The sequence below is a fragment of the Haemophilus haemolyticus genome (assembly GCF_003351405.1).
Lineage (GTDB): Bacteria > Pseudomonadota > Gammaproteobacteria > Enterobacterales > Pasteurellaceae > Haemophilus > Haemophilus haemolyticus_N.
Window position 1 is genome coordinate 732,455 of sequence record NZ_CP031240.1, and the last position, 12,233, is coordinate 744,687.

Annotated in this window: 13 protein-coding genes and 1 pseudogene; 11 read left to right on the forward strand and 3 right to left on the reverse strand. The window is 38.5% G+C overall.

Annotated elements, in window-relative coordinates; all coding sequences use genetic code 11:
* Window positions 1-164: 164 nt before the first annotated feature.
* The 10 genes and pseudogenes from DV427_RS03640 to gnd all read left to right on the forward strand — a co-directional run bounded on the left by DV427_RS03640 (window position 165) and on the right by gnd (window position 9,161).
* Window positions 165-2,153, forward strand: a complete 1,989-nt coding sequence (locus DV427_RS03640; RefSeq protein ID WP_114891329.1) for an OPT family oligopeptide transporter — start codon at window positions 165-167, stop codon at window positions 2,151-2,153.
* Window positions 2,154-2,206: 53 nt separating this feature from the next.
* Entirely contained in the window at window positions 2,207-2,623 is a 417-nt protein-coding gene (locus tag DV427_RS03645; RefSeq protein ID WP_114891330.1) for a hypothetical protein, read from the forward strand.
* 4 nt (window positions 2,624-2,627) lie between these two features.
* On the forward strand, window positions 2,628-3,437 hold the full coding sequence (cysQ, locus tag DV427_RS03650; protein WP_114891331.1) for a 3'(2'),5'-bisphosphate nucleotidase CysQ: 810 nt from the start codon (window positions 2,628-2,630) through the stop codon (window positions 3,435-3,437).
* A gap of 75 nt (window positions 3,438-3,512) precedes the next feature.
* Window positions 3,513-4,997: a glucose-6-phosphate dehydrogenase gene (gene zwf, locus DV427_RS03655; RefSeq protein ID WP_114891332.1), complete on the forward strand. Its 1,485-nt coding sequence runs from the start codon at window positions 3,513-3,515 to the stop codon at window positions 4,995-4,997.
* Between the two features lie 86 nt (window positions 4,998-5,083).
* A complete protein-coding gene (gene pgl / locus DV427_RS03660) occupies window positions 5,084-5,782 on the forward strand; it encodes a 6-phosphogluconolactonase (protein WP_114891333.1) in 699 nt (232 codons plus the stop codon).
* 33 nt (window positions 5,783-5,815) lie between these two features.
* Window positions 5,816-6,208, forward strand: coding sequence for a GNAT family N-acetyltransferase (locus DV427_RS03665; protein WP_111387078.1), 393 nt, complete (start codon window positions 5,816-5,818; stop codon window positions 6,206-6,208).
* Between the two features lie 60 nt (window positions 6,209-6,268).
* Window positions 6,269-6,601 (forward strand): avidin-fold protein, encoded by a 333-nt coding sequence (locus DV427_RS03670; protein ID WP_114891334.1) that lies wholly within the window; start codon window positions 6,269-6,271, stop codon window positions 6,599-6,601.
* 16 nt (window positions 6,602-6,617) lie between these two features.
* Window positions 6,618-6,777, forward strand: a pseudogene (locus DV427_RS09540) (GNAT family N-acetyltransferase); the annotation flags it as partial.
* 104 nt (window positions 6,778-6,881) lie between these two features.
* Window positions 6,882-7,541, forward strand: coding sequence for a hypothetical protein (locus DV427_RS03680; RefSeq protein ID WP_114891335.1), 660 nt, complete (start codon window positions 6,882-6,884; stop codon window positions 7,539-7,541).
* Window positions 7,542-7,706: 165 nt separating this feature from the next.
* Entirely contained in the window at window positions 7,707-9,161 is a 1,455-nt protein-coding gene (gnd, locus tag DV427_RS03685) for a decarboxylating NADP(+)-dependent phosphogluconate dehydrogenase (RefSeq protein WP_114891336.1), read from the forward strand.
* Between the two features lie 68 nt (window positions 9,162-9,229).
* Here gnd and slyD read toward each other — a convergent pair whose 3' ends face one another.
* The 3 genes from slyD to rraB are packed head-to-tail and all read right to left on the reverse strand — an operon-like array spanning window position 9,230 to window position 11,103.
* On the reverse strand, window positions 9,230-9,850 hold the full coding sequence (gene slyD / locus DV427_RS03690; RefSeq protein ID WP_114891337.1) for a peptidylprolyl isomerase: 621 nt from the start codon (window positions 9,848-9,850) through the stop codon (window positions 9,230-9,232).
* Between the two features lie 53 nt (window positions 9,851-9,903).
* The gene (locus DV427_RS03695; RefSeq protein ID WP_114891338.1) at window positions 9,904-10,626 is read right to left on the reverse strand and encodes an SIMPL domain-containing protein; all 723 of its coding nucleotides are present in this window, start codon (window positions 10,624-10,626) and stop codon (window positions 9,904-9,906) included.
* Between the two features lie 54 nt (window positions 10,627-10,680).
* Complete coding sequence (rraB, locus tag DV427_RS03700) at window positions 10,681-11,103, reverse strand: ribonuclease E inhibitor RraB (protein WP_114891339.1); 423 nt, start codon at window positions 11,101-11,103, stop codon at window positions 10,681-10,683.
* A gap of 108 nt (window positions 11,104-11,211) precedes the next feature.
* On the opposite strand from rraB, the gene truD reads away from it, so the two are divergent.
* Window positions 11,212-12,231 carry a tRNA pseudouridine(13) synthase TruD gene (gene truD, locus DV427_RS03705; protein WP_114891340.1) on the forward strand — a complete coding sequence of 340 codons (1,020 nt, stop codon included), beginning with the start codon at window positions 11,212-11,214 and terminating at the stop codon, window positions 12,229-12,231.
* Window positions 12,232-12,233: the final 2 nt, after the last annotated feature.

Below are 12,233 nucleotides of genomic sequence, written 5' to 3' on the forward strand. Positions count from 1 at the left end.
GACTTAGCCTTTTTCGCTTATCTATAAATAAAATGTCATTCAAATATTCCCCTTTTTATTAAATATTTTCTAACAAGCTCAAATTTTCCTTTAAAAAACTTGAAAAAATACTCGATTTTTGACAATGTTTAGGTGTTTTCTTTTTTTACTCAAGGAACATTTTTATGTATAACGAAAACTTAAAAGAATTGACCGTTCGAGGAATTATCCTCGGCGCATTGATTACAGTGATTTTCACTGCATCCAATGTGTATCTTGGTCTAAAAGTGGGGATGACATTCGCGTCATCTATTCCGGCGGCCGTCATTTCTATGGCTGTGCTCAAATTTTTCAAAGATTCTAGTATTCTTGAAAATAACATGGTGCAAACACAAGCATCTTCAGCGGGGACGCTTTCTTCTGTGATCTTCGTCTTACCAGGCTTATTAATGATGGGCTACTGGCAAGACTTCCCATTCTGGCAAACCATGTTGATTTGTGCTGCTGGTGGTACATTGGGTGTGTTATTTACCATTCCATTACGCCGTGCGATGGTGGTAAACAGTGATTTACCTTACCCTGAAGGCGTAGCGGCTGCAGAAATCTTAAAAGCAGGTAATCATACAGATGGCGATAGCGGCGTGAAAGATATTGCTTACGGTGGTGTTTTAGCGGGATTAGTTGCATTTTTAACGAACGGTTTACGCGTGATGGCTGATGGTGCAAGCGCTTGGATTCAAACTGGTAAAGCAGCTTTCCAATTACCAATGGGCTTCTCACTTGCCTTACTTGGTGCGGGGTATTTAATTGGTATCGTAGGTGGTATTGCGATGTTAATTGGTGTTATTTTGACTTGGGGTGTGGCTGTGCCATATTTCACTATGTCAGGTGATATCGCGGCAGATGCAAGCTTAATTGATGCCGCAATGGTGGTTTGGAAAACAAAAGTTCGCTTTATTGGTGTAGGTACAATTGGTATTGCAGCGATTTGGACATTGCTGATTTTAATGAAACCAATGATTGAAGGGATGGTACATTCTTTCCGTATGTTGAAAGGTGGACAAGCTGAATCTGAGCATCGCGTTGATATCGACCTTTCTCCAAAAACAATGATTTATATCTTAATTGCGACAGTTGTGTTAATTGTTATTTCATTACACCACTTTATCGCGGCTGCACCGATTTCACCTGAGCTTTCCATTTTATTAGTTGTAGTTTGTACTTTCTTAGCTGTATTTATCGGCTTCTTCGTGGCTGCAGCTTCTGGTTATATGGCGGGTTTAGTGGGTTCATCTTCAAGCCCAATTTCTGGTATCGGGATTATTTCTGTTATCGTGATATCATTGGTATTGGTGTCAATCGGTAATGCATCTGGCTTATTTGAAACCGTAGATGGTCAGAAATTTTTGACCGCACTTACACTCTTTACTGCATCAATTGTATTAACCACAGCAACGATTTCTAATGATAACTTGCAAGATTTAAAAACAGGTTTATTAGTGGATGCGACACCTTGGCGTCAACAAGTAGCATTAATTATTGGCTGCTTTGTCGGTGCGCTTGTTATCGCACCAGTGTTAGAAATCTTATATCATGCGTATGGTTTCAGCGGTGCGTTGCCACGTCCAGATATGGATCCTTCACAAGCCCTATCTGCACCACAAGCAACATTAATGACCACCATTTCTCAAGGTATTTTCACAAATAAATTGGAATGGACTTATATCTTAACTGGTGTAGGTTTAGGCGCTGTGTTAATTACGATTGATGCATTCTTGAAAAAAGTCAGCAACAAAGTCTTTGGCTTGCCAGTTATTGCTGTGGGGATTGGTATTTACTTACCACCATCAATTAATATGCCTGTTATTGTTGGTGCATTCTTAGCATGGATCATGACTCGTCATATTGTAAAACTTGGTAACAAAGAAGTGTCAGCTAAAGCAGAACGTTTCGGTACGCTTTTCTCTGCAGGTTTAATCGTAGGTGAAAGCTTGATGGGGGTAATTTTAGCATTCATTATTGCGGCTTCTGTTACCACCGGTGGTTCTGAAGCGCCATTATCCTTAAATCTTGAAAACTGGGATACTATTGGCGAGTGGTTAGGTTTAATCGTATTTATCGTGGGCATTGTGATTTTTGCATCTCGCGTATTACGTGCGAAAAAATCTGATTAATTCTTAAATTTATTTTAGAATAGGCTACCTTTTGGATAGCCTATTTTTTTATTATGAAATCTTACTTAAAAACACTTATTTTTTTCCCTCTAATTTTACAAGTAATCGTCACCGCACTTTTGATTTGGTTCGATGATGATTCAAGTGGCGTTATCGTTCCTTTTTCTAGCTATACTCTCACAGCATTTCTTCTTGCCACCATTCCTGCATTTTTAACCGCACTTTTAGCTGCAAAATTCCGTTACACACGTTATAACATTGCTTCGATTGTATTAGTTTCATCGATCATTTCATTTGTTTACTGCAATATGGCATCTTATTTTTATTTACTATTGCTTGGTGAACAAGACACTTCCTTTTGGGGCTGGTTGACCGAAGGGGGATTGTCCCTCGGGTTAATAAGTACATGCGGAATGGTATTTTATGCTCTATTTGTGATGCCGTGGTTGCTGCCAAAAACAAGAGAATAATTTTATGCTTACGCTAAACGAACACTTACTTAACCAAGTATTGCTGATTGCTTATCAAGCGGGTAAGCATTTGCAACAGTTTTATCAAAAACAGGTTCATGTTGAATTGAAAGAAGACAACACGCCTGTGACGGAAGCGGATCTTTTTGTGAGCCAATTTTTGATAGAAAAATTGACCGCACTTTTCCCTAATGTCCCCGTTCTTTCTGAAGAAAATTGTCATATTTCCTTTGAAGAACGTAAAAATTGGAAAGAATATTGGTTGATTGATCCTCTTGATGGCACACAACAATTTATTAATCGTACCGATCAATTTTCTGTTTTGATAACCTTAGTTCGTAAAAATAAACCTGTGTTAAGCGTTATTCATGCGCCAGTTTTATCTATAACTTATTATGCAATGGATAATTTCGGCGCGTTTAAAAAACAAGTGGAACAGGTAAAAAGACTCACTAAAAACACGATTAATTTTGACCGCCCTTTACGAATTGCGGTAGGTGCAACCACTTCACAAGAAAAAGTGCGGTCGATTTTACCGAAGGATTTTCCTTGTGAATTTGTTGTGGTGGGTTCAAGTAGTTTAAAAAGCGGTTTGGTGGCTGAAGGTGCAGTAGATTGTTATGTTCGTTTAGGGCAAACTGGTGAATGGGATACCGCTGGCGCTGAAGTGCTACTGGGTGAAACTCACGGTGCCATTTTTGACTCTCATTTTGAGCCTTTAACCTATAACCAACGAGAAACCTTGATTAATCCGCATTTTGTCATGGTGGGCGAGCAATCGCTCGATTGGCATTCTATCTTTCAATTTAATTGATTGGTTCGATTGGTTTTTTTCTCTAGAATACGGCATTATTTTCTGATATTACTCGGAATCTTATAAGGAATAATTATGCAAACTGATAATAACTGTATCGTCATCTTTGGCGCGTCTGGTGACTTAACTCATCGTAAACTCATTCCAGCTCTTTATAATCTCTATAAAATTGGGCGTTTAAGTGAAAACTTTTCCGTTCTTGGTGTTGCACGTTCTGACTTGAACGATGAAACTTTCCGCGAAAAAATGCGTGAGGCTTTAATTAACAATGAAGAAATAACACCTGATACTTTAGATGCTTTCTGTTCTCATCTTTATTACCAAGCAGTGAATACATCTGATGCTCAAGATTATGGAAAACTTGTTCCACGCTTAGATAATCTTCATGATAAATATAAAACTTGTGGTAACACGCTTTACTATATGTCCACCCCACCAAGTCTTTATGGCGTGATTCCTGAGTGTTTGGCTGCACATGGTTTAAATACGGAAGAATATGGCTGGAAGCGTATTATTGTTGAAAAACCTTTTGGTTACGATGAAAAAACAGCGCAAGCATTAGACGTACAAATCCACCGTTTCTTTGAAGAACACCAAATTTATCGTATCGACCATTATTTAGGTAAAGAAACCGTTCAAAACTTGCTCGTATTACGTTTTTCAAATGGTTGGTTTGAACCGCTTTGGAACCGTAATTTCATTGATTATGTAGAAATTACTGGTGCAGAATCTATAGGCGTGGAAGAGCGCGGTGGCTATTATGATGGTTCTGGCGCAATGCGCGATATGTTCCAAAACCATTTGTTGCAAGTACTCGCGATGGTGGCAATGGAGCCGCCAGCGATTATTAATGCGAATTCAATGCGTGATGAAGTGGCAAAAGTGATGCATAGTTTGCGTCCGTTAACTGCAGAAGATATGGAGCATAATCTCGTTTTGGGACAATACACCGCATCGGAAATCAACGGTAAAATGGCAAAAGGTTATTTGGAAGAAAAAGGTGTGCCTGCAGATTCTCGCACTGAAACTTATATCGCATTACGTTGTGAAATTGAAAACTGGCGTTGGGCTGGTGTGCCGTTCTATGTTCGTACGGGTAAACGTTTACCAGCTCGTGTGACTGAAATTGTGATCCATTTTAAAACTACTCCACATCCTGTATTCAGCCAAAATGCACCAGAGAATAAATTGATTATTCGTATTCAACCAGATGAAGCGATTTCAATGCGTTTTGGTTTGAAAAAACCTGGTGCAGGTTTTGAAGCGAAAGAAGTATCAATGGATTTCCGTTATGCAGATTTAGCTGGCGCACAAGTGCTAACCGCTTATGAACGCTTATTGTTGGATGCGATGAAAGGCGATGCAACCTTGTTTGCTCGTACCGATGCTGTGCATGCTGCATGGAAATTTGTGCAACCGATTTTAGATTACAAAGCCAATGGTGGTCGTATTCATGAATATGAAGCGGGTACTTGGGGCCCTGTGGCAGCCGATAAATTAATCGCAAAACAAGGCAAGGTTTGGCGTAAACCAAGTGGATTAATGAAGAAAAAAGTTTAATTAATCTAGTCGGGTGGGCTTGAGCCCCCTGCTCTTAATATCGAACATAATAAATTGTGGGCTAAAGCCCACCCTACGGAAAATCAATGAACTATATCAGCTTCCCAACGGCTCAACACGCAGTCGATAAAATTGCACAAGAATTTGTGATTTATAGCCAATTAACTCACCCTGTGCATATTTCCCTTTCTGGTGGTTCAACGCCTAAGTTGCTATTTAAAACCTTAGCAAAATCACCTTATGCGGAACAAATTAACTGGAAAAATCTGCATTTTTGGTGGGGAGATGATCGTATGGTTCCGCCATCTGATCCTGAAAGCAATTATGGCGAAGTGCAGAAACTCTTATTCGATCACATTCAAATTCCAGCAGAAAATATTCACCGAATTCGCGGTGAAAATGAACCGCACTTTGAGTTAAAACGCTTCGAAGAAGAATTAAGTGCGGTCATTCCAAACGGTGTTTTTGATTGGATTATTTTAGGTATGGGAACTGATGGTCATACCGCTTCTCTTTTCCCACATCAAACCAATTTTGATGATGAAAACCTTGCTGTCATTGCAAAACACCCTGAAAGCGGTCAAATTCGCATTTCTAAAACAGCCAAACTCATCGAACAAGCTAAACGCATTACCTATTTGGTCACTGGCGAAAGCAAAGCGGATATTTTAAAAGAAATCCAAAGCACGACATCAGAAAACCTGCCTTATCCTGCTGCCAAAATTAAAGCAAAAAATGGGGTGACGGAATGGTATTTGGATAAAGCGGCGGCGAAATTGCTATAACAAGTTGAGTATCAAATATCATAGGCTTGCAAAATGATAGACTACAAAGTGAATGAACCGATTTCAGTTAAACAATTTATTGAATTGTTAAATAAAACAACGCTCGGGGCACGCCGTCCGTTAGAGGATGAAAAGCGTGTCGCAGCAATGTTGCACCATGCGGATTTATTAATCACCGCTTGGGATGGTGAACGATTAGTGGGTGTGGCACGTTCCGTGACGGATTTTGCCTACTGCTGTTATTTATCTGATTTAGCGGTTGATGAGCAATATCAAAAACAAGGTATTGGCTTGCAGTTAATTGAACACACCAAACAGGCGTTACATCCACAAGCCAAAATTGTGCTTTTATCTGCTCCACAAGCAGTGGATTATTATCCGCATATTGGATTTACTCAGCATATGAGTGCGTGGACGAAGAGTTAATTTATTAACATTGTACGGACTAAAATAAGATATAGATGAATCAGATTCGGAGTAACTTTAATGTTGAATTTAGATAATAAAAAATTCGTTGCTGTTGAAAATACATCAAATGGTGAGGTGAGTAGCCAAACAGAATTTCATTATCATCAACAAGGTAAAATGATTTGGGCCGAATATGGTGGCGGTGAAATTTTAAAAGGTTTTTTAATTGGAAAATGGATTAACGATACTCAAGTTGAATTTACGTATCAACATTTAAATCAATCTCTAGAAAATCGTTTGGGGCGTTGTTGTACCACATTTTCTTTAGAAAATAGTAAACTCATTGGTTATGAAAAATGGCAGTGGTTAGACACGTTAGAGCAAGGTAACTCGTTAATTAGAGAAATTTAAAAGAAGTTTTGCTATAGAATATCAGAAACAAGGTATCATCTTGTAGTTGATTGAACACACTAAACAAGCCTTGCCCCCACAAGCACAAAATTGTGCTTTTATCTACTTCACAAGCCGTGAATTATTATCCATATATTGGATTTTCTCAGCATGTGAGTGCGTGGACGAAGAGTTAAAAAATACTTGGAAAGGTGGCCGCACTTTTGTGTAGCAAGAAGATAGATTACTGATAGCGCACGCTTCATAGTATGTGCCATCGTGAGAACGTTGTAGGGGTAATATGGATATAAATGTAACATCTTATTTGGAATTTTTAAGAGCAAATAAAGATCTTTTATCATTGTTGTTAGCGCCTGTAATAATTCCTTTTCTTAAATTTATTTGGTTAAATATTAAACGCTTTATCTATTTGCCTAGACAGCTTAGAAATTCCGATTCTGAGCGTATTTTAGAGTTTTTTTCTAAAGAAAAATTTGACAAATTGAAACTTGAACATAAAGTTATTCAAGATATTCTTATTCAAAAAATATCGGTTTTCAAAGGTTACTCTATAGAAAAAGTAGATCGACTATTAAATGCTAATATTGGAAATAATAATTCATTTTTATTTTTTGAGCTAAATAGATTAGGATTTATAAACGATTATGGCCAGATAACAAAAGAAGGTTATAAATATATCGGTAAGAAAAAATTATTGAGATTATTATGGTTTTTATGGGTTTTGGCTGGTTCTTTGTTAATAATATACATCGAATTTTTTAGTACTAATCGATACATTTTTCTTATTATAGGTTGGATTATACTCCCTTTTTTTGAAATGTATCTCCTATTTTTAAAAGATAGAATTCGTCAAATAGAGAAATTTAGTATCAATAATGTTTATGAATATACTATTGAAATTAATGAAAATATCTTTGTAGCTAAAGTACATCAAAATTAATATTTCACTCTTTTAATAGGCCGTGTCTTCTGACGCGCGCCAGAATAAATAAAAAAATAATTGAAAAAACGACCGCACTTTTTGCGTGTAGTCATTTGGTGCAACTTGTTGCTCCAAAGTATTCAAATCGGTACAACAAATTGTACCCTATAACAGGAGAAAACAATGTCAGTAAAAGGCGACATCGGTGTTATCGGCTTAGCCGTAATGGGGCAAAACCTCATTTTAAATATGAATGATCATGGCTTTAAAGTTGTGGCATATAACCGTACCACTTCAAAAGTGGATGAATTTTTACAAGGTGCGGCAAAAGGCACGAATATTATCGGTGCATATTCTTTAGAAGATTTAGCTTCTAAATTAGAAAAACCACGTAAAGTGATGTTAATGGTGCGCGCGGGTGATGTAGTAGATCAATTCATTGAGGCATTATTACCACACTTAGAAGAAGGCGACATCATCATTGATGGTGGTAACTCAAACTACCCAGATACAAATCGTCGTGTAAAAGCGTTAGCGGAAAAAGGCATTCGCTTTATTGGTTCGGGGGTTTCTGGCGGTGAAGAAGGTGCACGTCATGGACCATCTATCATGCCAGGTGGTAATCAAGAAGCATGGCAATATGTGAAACCAATTTTCCAAGCAATCTCAGCTAAAACAGAACAAGGCGAACCTTGCTGTGACTGGGTTGGTGGTGAAGGCGCTGGCCACTTTGTGAAAATGGTTCACAACGGTATCGAATATGGCGATATGCAATTAATCTGTGAAGCTTATCAATTCTTAAAAGAAGGTTTAGGCTTGAGCTATGATGAAATGCAATCTATCTTCGCAGAATGGAAAAAAACTGAACTTGATAGCTATTTAATTGATATCACCACCGATATTCTTGGTTATAAAGATGCAGATGGTGAACCATTAGTTGAAAAAATCTTAGATACCGCAGGTCAAAAAGGGACAGGTAAATGGACGGGCATCAATTCATTAGATTTCGGTATTCCATTAACCTTAATCACTGAATCTGTCTTTGCTCGTTGCGTCTCTTCATTTAAAGATCAACGTGTTGCAGCAAATCAATTATTCAATAAGACGGTTGTTCCAGTTGAAGGTGATAAGAAAGTTTGGATTGAAGCAGTGCGTAAAGCATTATTGGCGTCTAAAATCATTTCTTACGCACAAGGCTTTATGCTTATTCGTGAAGCCTCTGAACAATTTGGCTGGAACATAAACTACGGTGCAACGGCATTATTATGGCGTGAAGGTTGTATCATTCGCAGCCGTTTCTTAGGTAACATTCGTGATGCATATGAAGCAAATCCAGATTTAATCTTCTTAGGTTCAGATAGTTACTTCAAGGGTATTTTAGAAAATGCATTAAGTGACTGGCGTAAAGTGGTGGCGAAATCTATCGAAGTGGGTATTCCAATGCCTTGTATGGCGTCTGCAATCACCTTTTTAGATGGTTATACCTCAGCACGTTTACCAGCAAACTTATTGCAAGCTCAACGTGACTATTTCGGTGCACACACTTACGAGCGTACTGACAAACCACGCGGTGAATTCTTCCATACTAACTGGACAGGTCGTGGTGGTAATACAGCCTCTACCACTTATGATGTGTAGTTAAAAATATCAATAAAAATACCGCACTTTGAGATATTAAAGTGCGGTATTTTTTCGGCTATTTTTAATTAATGACCACCGCAGCCACAGCTGCCGTGACCATGTCCGTGCCCGTGACCACCGCCGCAGCATCCGCTGTGTTCGTGCTCATGGTCGTGATGGTGGTGATGACCACCACAGCCACAACCGTGACCTTCTTCGTCATCATCGTGGTGGTGGCTATGCGCACCATGAACATGGCCGTGTGCGATTTCTTCTAACGTTGCTTCACGCGTTGCAACAACTTCAACCGTGAAATGTAATTCTTGACCAGCTAACATGTGATTTCCATCAACTACAACTTCATCGCCATCGATTTCAGTAATCACCACTGGAACTGGACCAATGTCAGTATCCGCTAAGAAACGCATGCCAACTTCAAGTTCATCAACACCTTGGAATACATCTTTTGATACACGTTGAACCATATTTTCGCTGTATGCACCGTAACCTTCTTCAGGTTGTACACGTACTTCAAATTTGTTGCCAACTTCTTTACCTTCAAGCGCTTTTTCAAGACCGATCACTAAATTATTGTGGCCTTGTAAATATTCTAGTGGTTGATTTGCTGGTGCTTCATCGACCAATACGCCATCTTGTGTGCGAACTTGGTAAGCAATGCTCACCACTACATTTTTTGCTACTTTCATTATGTTTTCCTTATAAAAAATCGGTTAAAAAAGTCGTACCATTGTAGCGAAAATTATTCCGCGCGCAATGCAATTCGCGCACTAATGCGAGCTTTTATTTTCTCTTTACCATTTTCAAGATAAGCATCGCCAGAAGAATCCACTGCACTCATATCGGCAGATTTTGCCATCGCCATCATATAAGGTCGTGGGCTCATGGTTTGTTCATTCACGGAAGACACATCTAAATCTAAAATTTGATAGCCTTTCATATTCAACGAATTTTGAATTAATGTGGCTTTGTTTTTAAATTTATCCAATGCAGCTTGAGTTAATTCATTTTCTAAACTCATTAATTTTTCTGATGAAATAAGTGCATTCGTACTTTCCACCGCCATAACACCATCAAGCTCGCTAAGCACTTTGGAGATAGCTTGGAAATCTTTGCTTTCTAATACAAGTTCTACACGATCAATCCAGCCAGATTGCTTGCCTTGATTGTTATAACGCACACTGGTATGACGAAAATGATCTTTGATTTCCACCACACTTTCGTTTTTCGCGATAGAAAGTGCTTTGCTTAATTTCTCATTGATTGTTTTATTTAAGGTAGAAAGCGAAGTTCCTTCTGCCTGATAAAAAAGTGTAACCTGTAACAAATCTCGTGAAACTTCTTTTTCGACTTCAGCATTAAAAGAAACAATATTATTTTGCACCGCACTTTGAGAATTATCCGCCAATGCAGGCAAAGTAAGAGGAAATACCAATAATGCCAAGAAAAGAGATTTTAATTTCATATTGAAACTCCTAAAAAAATAACCGCACTTATCAAGTGCGGTTAAAAATAATGATTAATGCACACGAGGCTCTTCGACATCCTCGTCATCAAAAAATTCCCCATCATCGCCGTATTCGTCGTCATCAGCGTTCGGGTCTTCAAAATAGGTGCCCCAACCATCATAAATGCCTTTATGTTTTTCTAATAACGGAAGGATTTCTTTTTGTTGTGCATCAATAATTTCCGCTTTTAATTCTACTTCACTGATAATGTCAAAGCAGAAAATTGGTTTGTCATCATCATCTTCAAATTCTTCCGCTTCGGAAACTTCATAACCAGCTTTAAACGCATCTACGGCGATTTTTTCTAACAAATCAAAATCGTGATGAGCAATGTGATGCTCAATAATGTAAAGCGCATCCGGGTCACTACCATCGTTAAGTAAATCAGCGATAATTTCACGGGTTTCAGCTTGTAATTCAGCCAATTTTGACATAATAAAATCCTTCAACAAGAACAAAAGTGCGGTTATTTTAGTGGATAAATCACCAAAAGTCGCATAAAATTTCGCGCAATTATTTTCTATAAAAAAGAACCCTTAATCATGCTCGAACAACTCCCTTATTTGGCATTAAAAACACCGCCAAAAACCACCGCACTTTTAAAAGCTGAATGTGCGGATTTTATTGTAAAAGAGCATTTAGGCTATGAAATGTCAGGTGAAGGGGAGTTTGTTGCCTTGTATGTACGAAAAACGGATTACAACACCTTATTTGTTGGCGAAAAATTAGCTAAATTTGCTGGTATTTCTGAACGCAATATGGGATATGCAGGGTTGAAAGATCGTCGAGCAGTGACAGAACAATGGTTTTGTTTACAAATGCCAGGAATGGATACGCCCGATTTCAGTCTATTTGAATTAGATGGTTTAGAGATTTTAAAGGTTACTCGACATAACCGAAAAATTCGCACGGGTAGCCTTGAGGGAAATTATTTCGATATTTTATTACGCGGCGCGGAAGAATCAGATGAGCTTAAAGCGCGGTTGGATTTTGTGGCAAATTTTGGTTTCCCAAATTATTTTACGGAACAACGTTTTGGTCGGGATGGTCATAACCTCACGCAAGCATTGCGTTGGGCGCAAGGGGAAATCAAGGTAAAAGATCGCAAAAAACGCAGTTTTTATCTTTCCGCCGCACGCAGTGAAATTTTTAATTTAGTTGTGGCGGAACGTATCGAAAAGGAAGCAACAAATCAAGTTTTGCCAAACGATATTGTGCAATTAGCCGGTTCGCACAGTTGGTTCAAAGCGGACGAAAAAGAAGACTTAAATGCCTTGCAAGTGCGGTTAGAAAATCAAGATATTTTACTCACCGCCCCTTTAATTGGTGAAGATGTGTTGGCAGCAAACGATATTGAAAATGAAATTGTGCGCCAGCATTCAGCCTTCGATCCTTTAATGAAACAAGAAAGAATGAAGGCAGCTCGTCGTCCATTATTAATGAAAGCAAACGCGTTTTCTTGGGCATTTGAGCCTGAGGGCTTGCGTTTGAAATTTTATTTGCCTGCGGGCAGTTATGCCACGGCGTTAGTTCGTGAGTTAGTAAATTATACAGAAGCATAAGG